Origin of the sequence: Streptomyces sp. AP-93, from assembly GCF_022808175.1 — a bacterium.
GTDB lineage: Bacteria > Actinomycetota > Actinomycetes > Streptomycetales > Streptomycetaceae > Streptomyces.
Genome location: NZ_JALGBX010000012.1, coordinates 108,470 through 126,519 on the forward strand (window position 1 = coordinate 108,470; position 18,050 = coordinate 126,519).

Genomic DNA, 18,050 nt, shown 5'->3' on the forward strand with positions numbered 1-18,050 from the left:
GAACCGGTCCGTCCGGCCCCGGCCCACCGGACACGTCCTCACCGCCCCCCTGATCCGAGGTGCTTCCACCATGTCCGCCAAAACCGCCTTCGCACCCGATCTGGAGCGGCCCCGCACCGCCGACGACGTGGCCGTGCGCGAACCGCTCACCGAAGACGCCCCCTGGGTGATCCAGCGCGGGGAGCACAAGCACTTCCGTACCGGCGAGGACCTCGCCCGCCTGGTCCGCCTCCTCGACGGAAGCCGCGACCACGACCAGCTCGCCGCCGAACTCGGCTCCCCCTGGACCCCCGGCCACATCGGCCGCGCGGTCCGCAGCCTCGCCGACTCCGACCTCCTGGAAGACGGCCGGCCGGTCAAGAAGCCGGCCAGGGTCCGCTTCGCCGGCCCCCTGACCATCCAGTTCACCCTGGTCAAGCCCGAGCGGATGCTGCGCCGCCTCGCCCCGCTGGTCCGCCCGCTCGGCCACCGCATCGTCCTCGGCGCGGCCGCGGCCGTCGTCCTGCTGGGCGTACTGGCCCTCGCCGCCAGCGGCGCCACCCTCGGCGAGGCGCTCTCCCGCCCGATGCCCCTGTGGGCGTACGCCTGCGTGATGCTCGGCGTGGTCGCCACCACCGCCGTCCACGAGATGGCCCACGGCGCGGTCCTCACCCATCACGGCGGCACGCCCAGCCGGATGGGCTTCATGCTCTTCTACATGTCGCCGGCCTTCTTCTGCGACGTCTCCGACGGCTGGCGGCTGCCCAGCGCCCGCCAGCGCGTCCAGGTCGCCCTCGCCGGCATCGCCATCCAGGCCGTCGCCGCCGGGACCGCCGCCCTCGCGGCCCTCGCCGTCCCCGCCGGACCGGTCCGCGAGACCCTGCTGCTGGTGGGCCTCGTCAACTACATGACCTGCCTGGTGAACCTGCTCCCGCTGGTCAAGCTCGACGGCTACCTCGCCCTCATGAGCCACCTGGACATCTCCCACCTGCGGGAGAAGGCCATGACCGACGCCCGCCGCGCCATCGCCCGCGTCGTCTTCGGCGGCCGCGGCTACCAGCGCGAACTGCCCGGCCGCGGCTGGTCCGTCCCGTACGGCATCGCCTGCCTGCTCTTCCCGCTGTACCTGGTCTCCACCGCCCTGACCCTCTGGTCCGGGATCCTGCAGCGCCTCGGCATCGCCGGCTCCTGCATGATGGTCTGCGCGCTCGGCTACCTGCTGTGGCGCCTCGGCAAGGGCGCCGCCACCCTGGTCCGCGAAGCCGCCTCGGCCGGCGCCCGGCCTTCGCGCATCGCCGCCGCGGGAGTGCTCGCCACCGCCGGACTGGCCCTGGCCGCCACCCTCGTACAGATCCCCGCCACCGTCTCGGCCGGCTACACCACCGAACCGGGCGGCAGCCTCAGCCTCCTCGTCCCCCGGGGCGGCGGCGGCTTCGACCTCACCGAGGGCACCACCGTCACCCTGCGCCGGTCCGGCCTCTTCTCCCGGCCGCAGACCGGCACCGCCACCCTCGGCGAACCCACCGGCCACGACGTCCTCGCCCCGGTCACCGCCATGCTCCCCGTTGCCAGTGACCGCCCCTGGCTGGAGATGAAGGCGTACCCGCTGCACCGCGTGACCGCCACCCCCGCGCCGAACGGCACGGACCGCACCGGCGTCGCCGAGGTCCAGGCGGGCGACCACCCGCTCTGGAAGTGGTTCGCCGTCTCCTACCTCGGCCCGCTGCTCCCCTGACTTCTCCCGTACGCCGCCCACGGAGGCCCGCCATGTCCCTGCGACACGTTGCCCACTGCCCGCCCGGCACCCCCTTCTACGACCGTCCGGCCGCGATCACCGGCGCCGACGCCTTCCCGGCGGCCACCGCCGACGCCCCCGCCGGGTGGACCCGTGAGCCGATGGGGGAGTGGACGGTCCTGACCCCGCCGGGACTCGAACTCCCCGGCCAGGGCTGGAAGATCCACGTCTCGGCGACCGAGCGGACGGCCCCCGAGGTCCTCGACATCGTGAGCGCGTACTGCACCTCCCGCTCCCTGCTCTTCAAGTTCCTCACCAGCCCCTCGATGCTGATGCTGCGCAACAGCAAGTACGGGGACCGGGGCAGCAGCGGCAAGTTCATCACCCTCTACCCCCGCGACGAGGCGGAGCTGGAGACCGTACTGACCGAGCTCGACGCCCTCCTCGAAGGCCGCCCGGGACCGGCCGTCCTCAGCGACCTGCGCTGGGGCGCGGGCCCCCTCTACCTGCGCTACGGAGGCTTCAAGCTGAAGCTGGGCCCCGGCCCGAACGGCGCCCCCGTGCCGTGCATCGAGGACCCCGACGGCAACCTCGTCCCCGACGTGCGCGGCCCCTCCTTCCGCCCGCCGGCCTGGCTGCAGCTGCCGCCGTGCGTGCTGCGGGCGCTGGCGGAACGGAGCCGCGGGGGCTCCCTCGGGGACTTCCCCTTCAAAATCACCCAGGCCCTGCACTTCTCCAACGGCGGCGGCGTCTACCGCGCCACCGACACCCGCGACGGACACGAGGTCCTGGTCAAGGAGGGCCGCCCGCACGCCGGCCTCGACGACGCCGGAGCCGACGCGGTGGAGCGGCTGCGCCGCGAACACGACGCGCTGGCCGCCCTCGACGGACTGCCCTGGTTCCCCCGGGTCCTGGACTGGCGGCGCGGCGCCGAACACTGGTTCCTGACACGGGAGTTCGTCGACGGCGACGCCCTGACCAAGGAGACCGCCGAGCGCAACCCTCTGCTCCACCCGGTCACCGCCCGCGACACCGCCATGCCCGTGGCCGAGTACACCGCCTGGGCCCTGGACGTCCTCGACCGCATCGAGGCCGCCGTCACCGCCATGCACGAACGCGGCCTGGTCTTCGGCGACCTGCACCCCAACAACGTCCTGATCCGCCCCGACGGCACCGTCGCCTTCATCGACCTGGAGACCACCCTCCCCATCGAGGGGCACACCGGCCAGGCCATCGGCGCCCCCGGATTCTGCGCCCCCGCCGGCACCACCGGCACCGCCGTCGACCGCTACGCCCTGGGCTGCCTGCGGCTGAGCCTGTTCCTGCCGCTGACCCCGGTGATGTCCTTCACCCGCCACCGCTCCGAGGACCTCCTCGCGCAGATCGCCGCCTTCTTCCCGGTGCCCGAGGGGTACGCCGACCAGGTCCGCGCCGACCTCGGACACGCCCCGGCGCCCGCCGGCGGCCCGCTGGCCACCCCCGAGCGCATCGCCACCGGCATCCTGACCTGCGCCACCCCCGAGCGCGAAGACCGCCTCTTCCCCGGCGACGCCGACCAGTTCCTGCACGGCGACGGCGGCCTCAACATCGCCAACGGCGCGGCCGGGGTCCTGTGGGCCCTGCTCGGCGCCGGGATCAGCGTCCCCGCGGCGCACCTCGACTGGCTGGCGGACGCCGCCCGGGCCGTCACCAGCCCGCGCCCGGGCCTCTACGACGGACTGGCCGGCATCGCCTGCGTGCTGCACGACTTCGGACGCACCGACGAGGCCGCCGCCCTCCTCGACCGCGCCCAAGACCTGCTGTCCACCGCCACCCTGCGCGACGGCAGCCCCGACCGCAGCCTCTCCGGCGGCATCGCGGGCGTCGGCCTGGCCCTGCTGCACCTCGGCGAGGACGCGGCCGCCCGCGAACTGGCCGCCGCCCTCGTCAACAGCCCCACCCTGGAAGAACGCCCCGGCCTGCTCCGCGGAGCCAGCGGCGAGGCCCTCTTCCTGCTCGCCGCCGGCCGGGACGACGCCGCCCGCGTGGCGCTCGTACACGACCTCGAACTGTCCCGGCAGCCGCTGCCCACCCCCTGGCACCGGGTCCAGCTCGCCCACGGCGGAGCCGGGCAGGCCATCGCCGTCCACCACTACCTCGCCGCGCACCGGGACCCGTACCTGACGGCCGTCCACGACGCGCTGCTCATCGACCTCACGTCCCAGTTCCACCCGGCCTGCGGCCTGTTCACCGGCCGCGCCGGCGCCCTCGCCGCGCTGACCTGCACGGACGACGGCTCGGCGGCCACTGCTCGGGCGCTGGCCGAACTCCGCTCCGGCCTGGAACCGTTCGCGGTGGCCCACGAGAACGACCCGTACGCCACCGGCTTCCTCGGTGACCACCTGCTGCGCCTGTCCACGGACCTGGCCACCGGCTCCGCCGGCGTCCTGGCCGCACTGACCGCGCCCCGCACGGCCGTCCTGCCCTACCTGCCCGCCCCGGTCCCGGCGGCGGCGCCCGCCCCGGCCGCCCGCTGAAGTCCACCCCCGGCACGTTACGGAGCCCCGTATGCCCACCCATCTGACGGTCAGCATCAGCATGACCGCGCAGGCCCCGTCCTCGGCGGCCCCCGAGACCACGGCCGTACGCCTCGTGTCCTGCCTCCCCGCGTCGTGGACGGTGGTCCCCGTCTCGATGACCACCCGCTCCGCGACCCTGTCCCTGACCGCCCCGGACGACACCCGGGCCCCGGTGGTCCTCGAAACCCTGGACACCGTCCTGTCGGCCCCGGCCTTCACCGGCTGGATCCGCGGCTGACGCGCCGCCGCTCCCCGACCACCCGCAGGCCGCTCTTCCCCCACAAGCGGCCTGCGGGTGCACGCCCCTGTCCGGGCCGGGTCAGGCCCGCGGCGGGACGAGCATGCGCTCGGTGCCGAGACCGTTGGTGCGGGTGTCCTTGTACATGGTGGTCTCGCCGTCGCTCCACCGGATGACGAGGTCGTTGGTGAGGCCGTCACCGGTGTACTGACCGGTGGTCATGATCACGCTGTGGGTCCAGGTGCCGTTGGGGCCGTGGACGGGCCGCTCACTGCCCAGGCCAGCGGTGGTGGTGCCGACGTAGTTGTGGAGCGCGCCGGTGGACCAGCGGACCATGAGGTCCCACTTCTGATGGCCGGAGAACTGCCCGGAGGTGAGCAGGGTGGCGCCCTTCCAGGTGTCGTCGGGGTCCTTGAGCCTGTACTCCTGACCGAGGGTGCCGGCGCCGACGTTGGTGTAGAGGCTGAGCTCGCCGTCGGACCAGCGGACCATGAGGTCGGTGACGTAGGTGGTCGCGTTGAAGCGTCCGGCGGCGATCTGGGTGGCGTACTTCCAGACGGATCCGGAGGGGGCCATCTCGGAGACGGATCCCAGGCCGTTGGAGCCGACGTCTGCGTGCAGGGTCATCCGGCCGTCGTCCCAGCGGACCATGAGGTCGAACTGGCTGGAGCCGGTGAAGTCGCCGGCGGTGATGGTGGCGACCGGCTTCCAGCCCGCGTTCGGTGCCGCGAGCCGCCGCTCGGGCAGGAAGCCGCCGTTCCCGTCACCCGGGAAGAGGGTCACCTCCCCGTCGGTCCAGACGACGAGCAGGCTGCTGCGGCCACTGCCGGTGAAGTCGCCGGAGGCGATCTGCCTGGCATGGGTCCACAGGTCTCCGAGACCGGGCAGCAGGGGGCTGTCCGCGGAACCCTGGTAGGGCGGCCGGGAGATGCCGCCGGGATCGCGGCCGGCGTTGGCGTCGTTGTACAGGTCCTGCGCGTCCTTGCCGTAGACGGGCGCGTACGTCACCCAGGAGTCGTTGGCGTCGTTGCCGCCGCCGTAGTAGCCGCCGGTGTTCCCGACGACCTTGCCGGTGCGGGCGGCCGCGTTGTAGTCCTTGATCCAGGGGCCGCCGGACACGCCGCCGTAGAAGCCCTTGCACAGCATCTGCATCTGGCGGAAGCCGCCCAGCCGGGTGGTGGGCACGTCACAGCGGATGGCCTTGTGGCCCTTGTTGACGCTGGAGGCGGACGGGTAGCCGACGACGGTGACGTCGTGCTGGTAGCTGCTCCCCGGCGTGAAGGTCAGCGCCCCCGTGACGTTCTCGACGCTCCCCCTGGCGTTCGGCTCGACCAGGGCGAAGGCGACGTCCAGGTCGGAGATGGCGGCCTTGCTGTTCGACTCGTAGCGGGGGTCTGTGTAGACGCCGTTGGCCTTGACCGGGAAGATCCCGAACGGCTGGGCACCGGCCGCTTTGCCGTGTCGGTACTGCGGCACGAAGATGGCGTGGTTCGCCGGCTCGGCCATGTCGTCCGCGCAGTGCCCCGCCGTGAGCACCATCTTCTTGCCGGCGCTGCGGACCACACTGCCGGTGCAGGAGGTGTCGGCGTTGCCGACCTTGGACGCCTGGTAGAAGAAGGTCCCCACCATCGGCATGCCGTCGAAGTAGGTGCCGGACGGGGTGCCGGACGGAGCGGCGGACAGGGTCCGGTTCTGCGGGCCGGCCGGCCCGCCGACCGTACCCCGTCCCCGCGCGTCGTCGACGGGCACGGCGGCGGCCATGCGCTCGGCCGTCCAGAACGCCTCTTCGGCGCTGACCCTGGCGGAGGACGACGGCGGCAGCGGGCTGGTGCCGGGCTCGGCGGTGGCGCTCGGAGAGACGGTCGCGGCGAGCGCGGGACCGGTACTCACCGCAGCCGCCATCACGCCGACGGCGAAGGCGGTGAACCATCTGGATCTCAAAGAACCTACTTTCTGTACGGGGTGACCGCGCGAAGCGCGAAATCTGAAGCGCCGGACCATCCGTGCCGCAAGATCGTCGGTAGACGAGAAAAGAGATCACATGGGCAGGACGAAGATCGCAGCGGGTGGGGTCGCCGCGCTGGCGCTGCTCCTGATGCCGTCGGCGGGAAGCGCATTCGCGGTCCGGACGGCGGATCAGCCCACACCGCTGCCCGCCGGGGCCCGGCTGTCCGCGCGCCCCGGTGAGCCGCTCACGTTCACGCTCCCCGCCTCCCTGCCCGGGAAGAACGGCAACCGGGTGGTCTCCGAGATCTTCGTCGAACCCGGGACGCTGAGGATGAACGATCGGGTCATCACCGCCGTGGCCACCGTGGCCTGCGACACCCCTCCGGGGATCTACCCGGTCCGGCAGACCGGCCCCGGCGGGCCCACCGAGGGAGCCCGGGGCGAGGCCTGGGTGACCGTCGAGGTCGCGGACATCGGCGCGGCCGAGCGCGGGGCCTGCCCCGGGAAGGTCGCGTCCCTTCCCCCCGAACAGCCGGAGGAGCACTGGCCCGCCGGCCGCTCCTGGCCGCAGTCGCCCTGGGACGTACGGACGTTCGGGCCCGGCGACGAGGTGACGCCGACGGCCTCGGACGCGTCGGCGGGATACGGCGACACCCTCACCTCGCCCGGGTTCACCGGCAAGGCCGTCATGCGCGGGGCCAAGGCGGTCGTGACGGCCACCGCGACGATCCGCTGCGACGCCGGGCCGGGGCTGTACGAGGTCCGCTGGGCGGGCAGGGACGAGGTCTGGGCCCGCTACCGGGTGGCTGGCCCCGCCGACCCGAACCGCCCCGCATGCCGGGACCGGGCCGCCGAACCGGCCCCGGGGCGTGCACCGTGGCTCGCGGGTACGGCCGCCGCCCTGGGCGCCGCCGGCGTGGCGGCCTACGCCGTGACCCGACGCGTTCGGCGCCCACGATGACCGTGGCTGACTGATCGTTTGTCTGGGCAGGTGCAGTTCACTCGTCTGAGCTGCGTTTCTACGACCGACACGCGGGTGGATCTGCTGATCTCCACGGCGCACCGGATCGGAGCGCGGGCGGAGCCGCCTAGCCCGCTCGGCGGCGGCCGGAAGGGGGCTTGTGTACGGCAGACGAGGTAACTGCGGGTAGATGATATGAAACTGACGGTTGCTCTGGGTATCGCTCATGACCGACGGACCCTCGACCCGGTCCGCGTTCGGCAACCGAAGGACAGCACCCATGAACATCCTCCGCACGGCACGCGTCGCCGCCCCCGCGCTGGCCGCCCTCACGCTGACGCTGGCGTTCGCCGGCCCCGCGTCCGCCGCCCCCGCGTTCGTGATGCGCAGCGGCAGCCAGATCAACTTCGCCGCACTGCCGGGAGAGTCGAACAACGTCACCTTCAGCGTCAGCAGCGGATTCCTCACGGTGAGCGACGCCGCGAACCCCCTGACCCCGGGCCAGGGCTGTGTCCAGTTCGGCAACCCCAACACCGTCCGCTGCGGCTCGGCGGGCGGGGTGACCCGTATCCAGGCCTCGATGGGCGACCGCGACGACGTGGCCACCAACAACACCACGATCCCGAGCGACATCGCCGGCGGCGAGGGCGACGACATCCTCATCGGCGGCAGCGGCGCCGACCGGCTGACCGACTCGGACGGCTGGAACGCCTCGCCCGGCACCACCCTCACCTTCGACGGGCGGGGTGGCAACGACACCATCCTCAGCCGCAACGGCGGATTCGACCGGATCAACTGCGGTGAGAACTCCGGCGACTTCGACATGCTGCTGGCCGACTCGGCCACCCTGGACGCCGTCGTCCCGAGCACGTGCGAGTTCGTGCAGCGCTTCTAGCCCCCTCCGTGGCCCGGCGGGGATGGTAGCGGCGGGGGACTACGCCGCCCCGCCGCCACCCGCGCGGACCAGTCCGGTCCCGTACGCCAGGACCACGACCTGCACCCGGTCGCTCAGGTCCAGCTTGGTCAGGCGCCGCCGCCCACGTCCGCGAGCGCCTGGAGCGTGCCGGCGGCGAGGGTCTGCACCATGGACGAGCGCAGCCCGCTGGCCCGGCTGGAGGAAGCCGGGGCGCGGATCCTGCTGCTGGGCGCGGGCTTCGACTCCTGCACGGCCTTTCACCTGGCCGAATACCGGATTTCGGCGCCGCGGGTCGACAACTCCTTCGCGGTCATGACATCGCAGGGCCGACGCTGGAGCACGGTGCGCGACACGTCGGTCTCCTCGGACGACTTCGAGGAGCTGGGCGCGGCCTTCGAGAAGGAGCGCCCGGTGGTACGGGGCAGGGTGGGCGGCGCGGAAGTCCGGCTGTTCGACCTGGCCGAGGCGGTCGGCTACGCCGAGGGCTGGCTGCCGGGCAACCGGCCGCCGGCAGCCACAGCCTGACGCCGGGACGGTGGTCAGACTTCAGGTCGAGCCGGGCCACGTCCCACAGGACCGGTCCATCGAGTACGAAGCCTGGGGCTGCCGGGCGGCGGTGAGCCCGTGTTCCTGGAACCTTTTCGCCTGCACCCGTGCGCCGCGAGCAGCGAGTCGGCGGCGCGACTCGCGGCGGCCGGGTCAGGAGGTGGCGCTCTTGCGGTAGTGGTCGAGGTAGTCCGCGTTCGCGATGGGGACCTCGGCGAGGAACTCGTCCGGCAGGTCGAAGGCGTCCACGAGCGTCATCATGTGCGGGGCGAGCTCCGCGAGGACGGCGTCGATCGTCTGGTGCAGCCCGAGTACGTGCTGCACCGTCAGCCGCTGCTCCGCGAGCAGGTCACCGGTGTGCTGGCGCAGCTGCTGGAGCAGGAACAGCCAGCACAGGTTCGTGAGCAGCTTGCGGGTCGCGGGCTCGGCCGCCTGCCCGGCCGCCTCCAGGAAGGCGTCGGCCGCCAGCCGGCCCGCATGGGCGGAGACCATTTCCAGCGCGGCGCCGGAAGACGCGTTCCAGCGGCCGACCGGGTCCCCGGAAGGGCCCTGGCGCAGCGCCGTGCGGGCGCGTGTCTGCCAGGTCCGCTCGACGGAGGCGAGCAGGTCGCGCAGGAAGCGCAGGTCCGTCAGGTCGCGTTCGGCGGCCGGCAGGGAGTCCGAGGCGAGGGGGTCCACCTGGTGCCCGAAGACCATCTCGGCGGCGGCCTTCACCCAGATCACCAGGTTGTCGCCCTCCGCGGTGATCCCGCCCTCTATGTTCCCGGGCAGGTCCGAGATCCTGTTCACCGGGAACAGGCCCTGCGCCCCGCACCGTTCGCGGGACTCGGTCGTGATCTCCCGCGCGTGCCAGGTGATCCAGCCCTTGGCGACGGCGACCAGGCGCTCCACCTCCTCGCGCTCCGCTTCCTCGTGCGCGACGAAGCGGTCCATCACCGTCCGGTGCAGGAAGGTCATGGCGTAGGCGTTCGCGAGGGAGTGCAGCAGCCGGCCGTGGTGGCTGCGGTGGCTGACCACCGGGATGCGCTGGCCGGACTTCGGGCCGCCGACGTGCCGGTGGTGTGCATAGCGCACCGCGATGGCCAGCGCGGACCGTGCCATGCCCAGGGTCCCGGCGCTCATACAGAGCTTGCCCATGGTGACGCGGTTGACGGAGCGCAGGAAGCGCTTGCGCCGGTTTCCCAGGGAACTGGCCAGCGTGCCGTCCTCGTCCAGCCGGCCGTGGTCGGCCTGCAGCATGGCCTCGCGCGGCAGCCGTACGTGGTCGAAGGAGGTGAGGCAGTGGTCGACCGGCGTTCCCGTGCGGGGCGGCAGCTGGCGGACGGTGACCCCCGGCAGGTGCCCGTCGTGGTCGCTCAGCGGGGTCAGGAACAGGAAGATGCCCTGGTCCTCGCCGTCGACGAGGAGCCGCGCCGCCACCACGGCGCTCTTCGGGCCGCCGATGAGGCTGGTGTTGGGCATGAACTTGCGCGCACCCGGATGGGGTGTGTTCAGGATGAAACCGCCGGTTGCCCGGTCTAAGACGGCGACGGTCTGCAGTGAGGCGACGTCGTTGCCGTGTGCCATCTCGGTGCACAGGAAGGTCCCGACGCGCTCCATCGAGGTGAAGGCGGACAGGTCCCGTCCGTAGCGGTCGTGGTCGAGCAGACTCCCCAGGAAGAGGTTGTAGTGGATGCTCGCCAGGGTGCACAGGCCGCCGTCCACGAACCCGGCCCACTCGTGGAGCCCGGCCAGCCGGCGGGCGTCGTGCGCCAGCGCCGCCGGATCGTCGACGGTGCTGTTGACCAGGCGCAGACGGTCGTAGGAAACTGCCGTCCGCTCAGCCGGAGTCAGGTCCGGGAGGTAGGGGAAGAGCGTGCCGGCGAGGAGTCTTCGCCAGCCCCCGTGGACCTGCTCACGGTCGTCGCGGTCGAAGAGCAGGTGGGTCAGCTCCTGGGCGGCAGAGCTGGGTCCGGGCTTGGTCGAGCCCGGCTGAACAGGCAGAGCGCCGATCTGGGTGGTGGGGTGGTCACCCCCACCGCCCGCGCTGCTTCGAAAGGTTTCCGCGTACCCAAGCGTCAGTACGGACATCGGACCATCCCCCATCAGGAACCGAAGTACAGGTTGCGGCAGGGGCAAAGATACGAACTAACCGGTTTTGTTTTCAAGGGGGTTGGGGTAAAAACCGGTGACCTGGTTTTGTTCTCGCGAAATGTTGACGCTATAGTCAGGGGGGCCTAGTCAGATTTAGACTGACCAGGGATGATATCGGACGGTGGCCTCTTGGTCACGTCATGTGAGCACGGGGAGAGTGCGAACCTCGCGGTTTGTTCTTGGCTCGGATGGCAGCGGAGGGTGTATGGCGCGGCAAGAGCGAGCCATTCGTACACGGCAGAAGATCCTTGTAGCGGCGGCTGAGCTGTTCGACGAGGTCGGCTATGAGGCCGCGACGATCTCCGAGGTGCTCAAGAGATCCGGGCTGACCAAGGGAGCGCTCTACTTCCACTTCACCTCGAAGGAAGAGCTCGCCCAGGCCGTGCTGGCCGGACAGGTGGGAGCCCTGCCGCCGGTGCCGGAGCCGGACCTGTTCCTGCAGCAGAGCCTGGACGAGGCGCTGGTCCTCGCCCACCTGCTGTACAAGGGCGACCCGATGGTCCGGGGGAGCGTGCGGCTCACGGTGGACCAGGGTTCCCCGATCGACGGCCTGGACCGCCGCATCCCCATGCAGGGCTGGAACAACCACAACACGGCGGTGCTCGCCCGTGCGAAGGAGTCCGGGGAACTCCTTCCGCACGTCGACATCGAGGCCACCGCCAAGATGTTCACCGGCAGCTTCACGGGCGTCCAGGTGCTCTCGAAGATCATGACCGGGCACGCGGACATGGTGGAACGGGTGACCGACCTGATGCGGACGCTGCTGACCGCGATCGCCATGCCCGGGGTGCTGGTGCGCCTCGACTTCGCCCCGGACCGCGCGGAGCGCGTGTACGAAGCGGCCGTCAGGCTGCGCGACGAGAAGGCCGCGGCCGCCCAGGCCGCCCAAGCCGCCCAGGCGGCGGCGGAGGCGGCGGGCGAGGCGGCCTGAGCGCCGGCGGATGACCGGCGGTCCGGAAGCGGACCGCCGGAACGGGGCACCTCCCCCGACCACCACGACCCGTGCCCGCACCGCGCACGACTCCCGCACGGCGGTACCCCCTTCGCCCGGCCACCGTAGGACAGCGAAAATATACCGGCTACGCTGTTTTTCCCAGGGTTTAGGCGAAGCCGGATCCAGCCGGGGTGTCCACACCCCCGGCAGCGGAACCCCGACGGGGGCGGTGAGTCGCTGCTCGTTTCCCGCTCAAGCCCGGGGACAGAGGGGCTCGACGGGGAACAGCTGAAGCGCAGCGACTCAGCGACCGTTGAGTCGCTGTGTGCGGAATGAGGAAAACCCCAGGTCAGATTGATGGCATGGGCCTGACAGCGACTGAAGCGACTCAAGGTCCGAGTATATGGAGACATTGGCGCGTGCGCGTGTGTGCGTGTGTGCGTCATATATAGCAACCTTGAGTCGCTTCAGTCGCTGTTCTGCTTTATGAAGGCCTGTGACCTGGGGGTTTATGGGCGACTCCAGCAGCGACTGAACGAACCTCGATCGCTGTGCGGTGGGTCGCTCGGTCGCTGGAGTGCCGAGTGAATGCGTACGGCTGTTCCTGCTCATATGTCTCTTGTCCCACGAGAGTTTCGCTAATGTGATTTTGGGCGTGAGTCGCTTCAGTCGCTGACGGGGGAAGTAATGGCAGCTGAGCTACGGGTTTCGCGCAGTGACCCAGGGCAGTTCACGAGTGCTGCGGCGGTCGCCCAGTGGTGTGCGCGCCAGGGCTGGCCGGTCCACCCTCTCGCCCCGGGCCGCAAGACGCCAGTGGGCAACTGCGACGCGTGCCGTGCGTCCGGACACGACCGGGCAGCGTGCGACTGTCTGCGGGCGGGCCGTTGGTGTCACGGTTTCCACGCGGCCACGCTGGACTTCGACCGGATCGCGCAGTGGTGGGGCGCGCGCCCCCGGCCCGGCGTCGGCGTGGCCTGCGGGCCCGCGGGCCTGGTCGTCATCGACATCGATGCGCACGAGCGGGAGCTGCCCGACCGGGACCGTTTGCTGCCCGGCGTCGGGATCTCCGCGGGGATCGACCTGACCGGACTGGCCAACGGATTCCACACCCTGGGCGTGCTGGCCGCCCTGCGCGGCGTCGCCAGCCCGGCGGACGACTCCTCGACCCTGCGCGTGCGCACTCCGTCCGGGGGCATGCACGTCTGGTACCGGGCCGACGACGGCCGCCGCTGGCAGTGCTCCACCGGTTCGGGCGGGGCCCGTGCCCTCGCCTGGCAGGTCGATGTACGCGCCTGCGGCGGGTACATCGTGGCTCCCGGGACCGTGACCCGCACGGGCGTGTACCGGCCCGTGGGACCCGCCCGGGAACCCGCCCCCCTGCCGTCCTGGCTCGCCCGGGAGCTGGAGCGCACCGGGCACCTGCCCGCCGCTCCCGCTCGCGCCGCCGCGGGGCCCCGGCCCGTACCGCCGCGCGCCCGGCAGGCGGTCATCGCGGCGGGCGGCGGCCGCGGTGTCTCGGAGCGGGTCCTGGCGGGAGTGCTGGCGGAGGTCGCCGCGTGCGCGGCGGTGCCCGAAGGGGCGGCCTTCTCCGAGAAGTTGAACCGGGCCGCGTACACCGCGGGCGGACTGGTCGCCGCGGGGCACGTGACCGAGGCCGCTGCCACGCGGGCCCTGCGGGAGGCGGCCGGGCACGCCCGTCCCGGGCAGGAGGGCCGCTGCCGCGCCATCATCCGTGGTGGCCTGCACGCGGGTCGGTCGCGCCCGCTGTCCCCCGGAGGCCGCGTATGAGAGTGGACGACGAGAGCACGCTGTCCGGCTTCGACGTCCAGGCGGTCGCCGCGCAGATCCTCGCGCAGCCCGTCCCGGCGGCCCGGGAGTCCGGGGAACAGGCGAAGTCCGGGGAGCAGGCGAAGTCCGGGGAGGCGGGGAGCGCGGGCGCCGGCGGTGCCTCGCGCTCCGACGGTGAGGCCACGGCGCAAGGACTGCTGCCCGACACGCTCACCGACCGCGGCAACGCCAAACTGTTCGTCAAGCTCTACCGCAACGACTACCGGCACGTCCCCGGCATCGGCTGGTACCGCTGGGACGGCACCCGCTGGCAGATCGACGAGGACGACACCGTCGTGTGGGCGGCGGGTGACCTGGCGGAAAGCATCGCCACCACCGACCCCCAGGGGGTGTACACCCCGGTCTCGCTCGCGCAGCACCGCCGCCGCGCGCTCAGCACCAGCGGGATGAACGCGATGCTCACGCAGGCGAAGTCCGCCCCGGGCATGGTGCTCAACGCGGCGCTGCTGGACGCCGATCCGTACGCGCTGTGCACGCCGGCGGGCGTCGTCGACCTGCGCACCGGTCACATCCGCCCCGCCGAACCCGCGACGGACTTCCACTCCCGCTCCACGTCGGCCGCGCCGCAGCCGATGCCCACGCCGCGCTGGAACCGCTTCCTGACCGACACCTTCGGCGAGGGGCCCGAGGGCGCGCAGATGATCGACTTCCTGCAGCTGCTGCTCGGCTACTCCGTCACCGGGGACGTCGGCGCGCAGGTGATGCCGTTCCTCTTCGGCTCCGGCAAGAACGGCAAGTCCGTACTGCTGGACGTGCTGATGAAGCTGCTCGGCGACTACGCCGACGCGGCGCCCCCCGGGTTCCTGATGGCGCGGCCGTACGAGGGCCACCCGACCGACCTCGCCGAATTACACGGGCGCCGGGTCATCGTGTGCAGCGAGGTCAAGCCGGGCGACCGGTTCGACGAGGCCCGCGTCAAGCTGCTCACGGGCGGCGACCGCATCAAGGCCCGCCGGATGCGTCAGGACTTCTTCAGCTTCGAGCCGACGCACAAGCTGTGGCTGCTGGGCAACCACCGGCCCGAAGTGGGCACCGGCGGCTTCGCGTTCTGGCGGCGCATGCGGCTGATCCCGTTCGAGCGGGTCGTCTCCGACGAGCGGAAGATCGACAACCTGGCGGACATCCTGGTGACCCACGAGGGCCCGGGAATCCTCAACTGGCTGATCGAGGGCGCCCGCCGCTACCTCGGCGGCGAGAAGGACCTCTCGGGCCCCGAGCGGGTCCGCATCGCGACCACGGCGTACGCCGAGACCGAGGACCACACCGGGCGCTTCATCGGCGAGACCTGCCGGTTCGAGCCGACCCTGCGGGCGGAGCAGGCGCTGCTCTACGCGGCCTACAGGGGCTGGTGTCAGCATGAGGGGGCCCCGGCGATCTCTTCCCGGGCCTTCGCGGCGCGCGTCCGTGAGGTGGTGGGGCTGGCGTCGCCCAAGGAAATGATCCTGTCGAACCAGCGCAAGTACTACCCGGGCATCGGCCTGCTCGCGGACGAGGAGACAGCATGAGCGCTCTCATCGCCGAGGACGAGATCGTCCACGAAGTGGACTTCGTCTGGCTCGAGGACATCAGCCGGCTCGATTACGTCCGACAGAGCCTGGACCGGCTGCCGACCCGGCGCGGCAGGCCCGCGTACCACCGCGACGGCCGGATGGTCGGCTACGCGCTGCTGGGGCCGGGTGCCAAGCCGTCCCGCTCCTCGGGGACGTTTCGCCGGAGGGTGTTCTGGCTGCTGCCGCACGACCGCGACACCGCCCCGGACGGGCTGTACGCGACGGGGGCGCCGGCGGAGGCCGTGGACGCGCGGACGCTGTCGCCGGGCGGCAAGGGGCACAAGACCGAGCGGTCCGAGGGCGGGCCGATGTCGTCGTCCGCCACCCATGTGAGGTTCCCCTCGTAGCGGCCCCCCTGCACCGCCGTCGGCGCCAACCCTCCATGGATTCCGGCTACTTCGACGGCCAAAATCCACAGTTTCGGCTCCATACGCAAGGTGGTGGTTCCCGAGGCGGGCAGCAGCTTCGCGCTCTGACCTCCGGGTCGGGGACAGGGTGGTGCCCCGGGCCGCATGCGGCCCGGGTCACCACCCTGTCCCGTACACCGTGCCCGGCGCCCGCTCAGGCCTGGCGGAGCACCACGGGAAGGGCCCCGTAGCCGTTCAGCAGGAAGGTGGGCAGCGGCTTCAGGTCCCGGTCCGGGCAGCCGAGGGTCATGTCCGGGTAGCGCTCGAAGAGCGCGGCGAGGGCGGTGGTGGCCTCCAGCACGGCCAGCGGGGCGCCCAGGCAGCGGTGCACGCCGTGGCCGAATCCGAGGGTGTCGCGCCCGGTGCGCAGCAGGTCGAACTCCGTGGCGTCCGCCCCGTACCGCTCCGGGTCGCGGCCGCCGGCCGCGAAGGAGACGAGGATGGCGTCGCCCTGCCGGATCTTGACCCCGTCCAGGTCGATGTCCTCCACCGCGAAGCGCATGGGCGAGTAGCTCGCGGGGCTGTGCACCCGCATCGTCTCGGCGACCACGTCCTCCCAGCCGGCCCGTCCCTCCCGTACGTGCGCCAGCTGCGCGGGACGGGACAGCAGCGCGCCCACGGCGTTGGTGATCAGCGTGGACGTGGTGTCCTGGCCCGCCGCGATCAACAGGAAGAGAGAGCCGAGCAGTTCGGGCTCGGTGAGCCCCTCGCCGTTGTCCCGGGCCTCGATCAGCGAGGACGTCAGGTCGTCGCCCGGCTCGGCCCGCTTGGCCGCCACGTGCCCGGCCAGCAGCCCGAAGGCCGTCATGCGCGCGGCTTCCATCTCGTCCGCCGGGACCGTCGTGCTGAACACGGTGCCCAGCGCGGCCGACAGCGCGTCCCGCCCGGCGCCCCGCTCGACTCCGAACAGCTCGCATATCACCTGGGGGGGCAGCAGTTCCGCGAAGGCGGAGCGCAGGTCGACGGGCTCGCCGGCCGGTACGGAGTCCAGTGCGCCGAGCAGCTCGGCGGTCAGCTCCTCGACCCGGGGCCGCAGGGCCGCGGCCCGCCGCGCCGTGAACGCCCCCGCGACGAGGCGGCGCAGCCGGCCGTGCTCCTCGCCGTAGGCGAACAGCATGTTCTCGTTGGCCACCCAGGGATAGAGCGGCCACTCCGGCGTTATCCGCCCGTCGGCGAAATCCGGCCAGTGCCGCCGGGCGTCCTTGGACACCCGCGGGTCGAGCAGCAGGCGCTCGACGTACTGCTGGCCCACCACGGCCCAGGCGCGGACCCCGCCCGGGAGCTCCACCTCGACCGCCGGTGCCTGCTCCCGGAGCATCGCGGCCTCACCCGCGATGTCCCGCCCCGCCACGTCCAGTGCGTACGGGCAAACAGCCATGTCCATCTGTGCACTCCGTTCGGTTGGTCCCTGCGGTTTCCGTGCCCCACCACACCCGCGCACACCGAGCAGAACGACGTGCCCCGTCGGACTGCTGGGCGCGGCCGACTCGGCCGCGTACGGATCGACGCGGTGCTCCTGGAGGCGCGGGACCGGGTGTCCGAGCGGCCCAGGGCGACGACGCTGCACGGCAGGGCGTTTTGGAGTCGTGCTTGGATTCGCCCTTTGGCCGGGAACATATATACCAACCGGTTTAATCTCTAGTGTTTCTCATGTGCCTCAGCCAAGAATTGGCGGAGCCATTTACTCCGATTCATCTGTTCGTCCTGGTGGGGTGCCGTCCCCCCGATTTTGGCGACCGCTGGTACGCATATGCCGGACAGAACTGCGTTGAGCAGGCTGCGAGCCGTTCTTGAGCGACGTCGACGAAGGCGTCCGCACACGCGCTCCGCTTCTGGCCGGCCGCTCCCATAAACCCGCTCAGACGGTTTGTTCAGTGCTTCGTGGTCTTTCGGCGGCGTCGATGAACCGGTCCTGAGCACGTCTCAAGCGGGGCGAGAGCGGTCCTTGAGCCGGGTGTCCGACGGTGGCCGAGACCTGAGGAGGGGCAATGGTCGAGTCGGACACCGGGAAGCTCGAACTGCGGATCGAGCGCGGGTCGGTCAGCGAAGAAGAGCTGGCCGCGCTCACCGTCGTGTTGTGCTCGGTAATGGCGCAACGGGACGAGGCGGGCGGGGAGGAGTTGCCCGATGTCCCGCCGTGGCGACCCGAGCGGTCCAGCGCGGCCTATCGCTCTCCTTATCACTGGCGGTAGGCGCCAGCGAGGCAGCATCAATCCATGGCTGATCTTGTGTGCCCGCCATGCTCCCGTTATACAAACCGCAGGAGCGGTTTGTTACGGTGAGGGTCGTCGATCGGGC

13 protein-coding genes and 2 pseudogenes are annotated in these 18,050 nt (G+C 71.7%); 11 read left to right on the top strand and 4 right to left on the bottom strand.

What is annotated here, in order from left to right; translation table 11 throughout:
• The first annotated feature begins 70 nt into the window (after positions 1 to 70).
• Genes mpaP through MTF69_RS21010 form a run of 3 tightly spaced genes read left to right on the top strand, consistent with a single transcriptional unit; the run spans position 71 to position 4,510 of the window.
• Positions 71 to 1,714: a daptide biosynthesis intramembrane metalloprotease gene (gene mpaP, locus MTF69_RS21000; protein WP_243336482.1), complete on the top strand. Its 1,644-nt coding sequence runs from the start codon at positions 71 to 73 to the stop codon at positions 1,712 to 1,714.
• 32 nt (positions 1,715 to 1,746) lie between these two features.
• Positions 1,747 to 4,230, top strand: a complete 2,484-nt coding sequence (gene lanKC, locus MTF69_RS21005; protein WP_243336483.1) for a class III lanthionine synthetase LanKC — start codon at positions 1,747 to 1,749, stop codon at positions 4,228 to 4,230.
• A gap of 31 nt (positions 4,231 to 4,261) precedes the next feature.
• A complete protein-coding gene (locus tag MTF69_RS21010; RefSeq protein WP_243336484.1) occupies positions 4,262 to 4,510 on the top strand; it encodes a hypothetical protein in 249 nt (82 codons plus the stop codon).
• An 81-nt stretch (positions 4,511 to 4,591) separates the two neighbouring features.
• Here MTF69_RS21010 and MTF69_RS21015 read toward each other — a convergent pair whose 3' ends face one another.
• The gene (locus MTF69_RS21015; RefSeq protein WP_243336485.1) at positions 4,592 to 6,451 is read right to left on the bottom strand and encodes a serine protease; all 1,860 of its coding nucleotides are present in this window, start codon (positions 6,449 to 6,451) and stop codon (positions 4,592 to 4,594) included.
• A 100-nt stretch (positions 6,452 to 6,551) separates the two neighbouring features.
• Here MTF69_RS21015 and MTF69_RS21020 point away from each other — a divergent pair, with 100 nt between their 5' ends.
• Both MTF69_RS21020 and MTF69_RS21025 read left to right on the top strand, forming a co-directional pair.
• A complete protein-coding gene (locus MTF69_RS21020) occupies positions 6,552 to 7,418 on the top strand; it encodes a hypothetical protein (RefSeq protein ID WP_243336486.1) in 867 nt (288 codons plus the stop codon).
• Positions 7,419 to 7,698: 280 nt separating this feature from the next.
• Positions 7,699 to 8,313: a hypothetical protein gene (locus MTF69_RS21025; RefSeq protein ID WP_243336487.1), complete on the top strand. Its 615-nt coding sequence runs from the start codon at positions 7,699 to 7,701 to the stop codon at positions 8,311 to 8,313.
• 39 nt (positions 8,314 to 8,352) lie between these two features.
• On the opposite strand, the pseudogene MTF69_RS21030 reads toward MTF69_RS21025, so the two are convergent.
• Positions 8,353 to 8,451, bottom strand: a pseudogene (locus MTF69_RS21030) (DNA-binding response regulator); the annotation flags it as partial.
• On the opposite strand from MTF69_RS21030, the pseudogene MTF69_RS21035 reads away from it, so the two are divergent.
• Positions 8,437 to 8,859, top strand: a pseudogene (locus MTF69_RS21035) (AAC(3) family N-acetyltransferase); the annotation flags it as partial. The pseudogenes MTF69_RS21030 and MTF69_RS21035 overlap by 15 nt on opposite strands.
• 174 nt (positions 8,860 to 9,033) lie before the next feature.
• Here the strand turns inward: MTF69_RS21035 and MTF69_RS21040 are convergent.
• Entirely contained in the window at positions 9,034 to 10,950 is a 1,917-nt protein-coding gene (locus MTF69_RS21040; protein ID WP_243336488.1) for an acyl-CoA dehydrogenase, read from the bottom strand.
• A gap of 268 nt (positions 10,951 to 11,218) precedes the next feature.
• On the opposite strand from MTF69_RS21040, the gene MTF69_RS21045 reads away from it, so the two are divergent.
• From MTF69_RS21045 to MTF69_RS21060, 4 genes are all read left to right on the top strand, one after another.
• The gene (locus tag MTF69_RS21045) at positions 11,219 to 11,944 is read left to right on the top strand and encodes a ScbR family autoregulator-binding transcription factor (RefSeq protein WP_243336489.1); all 726 of its coding nucleotides are present in this window, start codon (positions 11,219 to 11,221) and stop codon (positions 11,942 to 11,944) included.
• Positions 11,945 to 12,634: 690 nt separating this feature from the next.
• Positions 12,635 to 13,735 (top strand): bifunctional DNA primase/polymerase, encoded by a 1,101-nt coding sequence (locus MTF69_RS21050; protein ID WP_243336490.1) that lies wholly within the window; start codon positions 12,635 to 12,637, stop codon positions 13,733 to 13,735.
• Positions 13,732 to 15,300 (top strand): phage/plasmid primase, P4 family, encoded by a 1,569-nt coding sequence (locus tag MTF69_RS21055; RefSeq protein ID WP_243336491.1) that lies wholly within the window; start codon positions 13,732 to 13,734, stop codon positions 15,298 to 15,300. Before MTF69_RS21050 ends, MTF69_RS21055 begins: the two co-directional genes overlap by 4 nt.
• Entirely contained in the window at positions 15,297 to 15,692 is a 396-nt protein-coding gene (locus tag MTF69_RS21060) for a DUF6009 family protein (RefSeq protein ID WP_243336492.1), read from the top strand. The genes MTF69_RS21055 and MTF69_RS21060 overlap by 4 nt, the downstream gene beginning before the upstream one ends.
• A gap of 214 nt (positions 15,693 to 15,906) precedes the next feature.
• Here the strand turns inward: MTF69_RS21060 and MTF69_RS21065 are convergent, their stop codons facing one another.
• Positions 15,907 to 17,136 carry a cytochrome P450 gene (locus MTF69_RS21065; protein ID WP_243336493.1) on the bottom strand — a complete coding sequence of 410 codons (1,230 nt, stop codon included), beginning with the start codon at positions 17,134 to 17,136 and terminating at the stop codon, positions 15,907 to 15,909.
• Positions 17,137 to 17,740: 604 nt separating this feature from the next.
• Here MTF69_RS21065 and MTF69_RS21070 point away from each other — a divergent pair.
• Complete coding sequence (locus MTF69_RS21070; RefSeq protein WP_243336494.1) at positions 17,741 to 17,944, top strand: acyl-CoA carboxylase subunit epsilon; 204 nt, start codon at positions 17,741 to 17,743, stop codon at positions 17,942 to 17,944.
• Positions 17,945 to 18,050 lie beyond the last annotated feature (106 nt).

What these genes read in the sequence shown, in the direction of transcription:
- mpaP (WP_243336482.1), top strand. Translation starts at nt 71, where the DNA reads ATGTCCGCCAAAACCGCCTTCGCACCCGATCTGGAGCGGCCCCGCACC.
- lanKC (WP_243336483.1), top strand. Translation starts at nt 1,747, where the DNA reads ATGTCCCTGCGACACGTTGCCCACTGCCCGCCCGGCACCCCCTTCTAC.
- MTF69_RS21010 (WP_243336484.1), top strand. Translation starts at nt 4,262, where the DNA reads ATGCCCACCCATCTGACGGTCAGCATCAGCATGACCGCGCAGGCCCCG.
- MTF69_RS21020 (WP_243336486.1), top strand. Translation starts at nt 6,552, where the DNA reads ATGGGCAGGACGAAGATCGCAGCGGGTGGGGTCGCCGCGCTGGCGCTG.
- MTF69_RS21025 (WP_243336487.1), top strand. Translation starts at nt 7,699, where the DNA reads ATGAACATCCTCCGCACGGCACGCGTCGCCGCCCCCGCGCTGGCCGCC.
- MTF69_RS21040 (WP_243336488.1), bottom strand. Translation starts at nt 10,950, where the DNA reads ATGTCCGTACTGACGCTTGGGTACGCGGAAACCTTTCGAAGCAGCGCG.
- MTF69_RS21045 (WP_243336489.1), top strand. Translation starts at nt 11,219, where the DNA reads ATGGCGCGGCAAGAGCGAGCCATTCGTACACGGCAGAAGATCCTTGTA.
- MTF69_RS21050 (WP_243336490.1), top strand. Translation starts at nt 12,635, where the DNA reads ATGGCAGCTGAGCTACGGGTTTCGCGCAGTGACCCAGGGCAGTTCACG.
- MTF69_RS21055 (WP_243336491.1), top strand. Translation starts at nt 13,732, where the DNA reads ATGAGAGTGGACGACGAGAGCACGCTGTCCGGCTTCGACGTCCAGGCG.
- MTF69_RS21060 (WP_243336492.1), top strand. Translation starts at nt 15,297, where the DNA reads ATGAGCGCTCTCATCGCCGAGGACGAGATCGTCCACGAAGTGGACTTC.
- MTF69_RS21065 (WP_243336493.1), bottom strand. Translation starts at nt 17,136, where the DNA reads ATGGACATGGCTGTTTGCCCGTACGCACTGGACGTGGCGGGGCGGGAC.
- MTF69_RS21070 (WP_243336494.1), top strand. Translation starts at nt 17,741, where the DNA reads ATGGTCGAGTCGGACACCGGGAAGCTCGAACTGCGGATCGAGCGCGGG.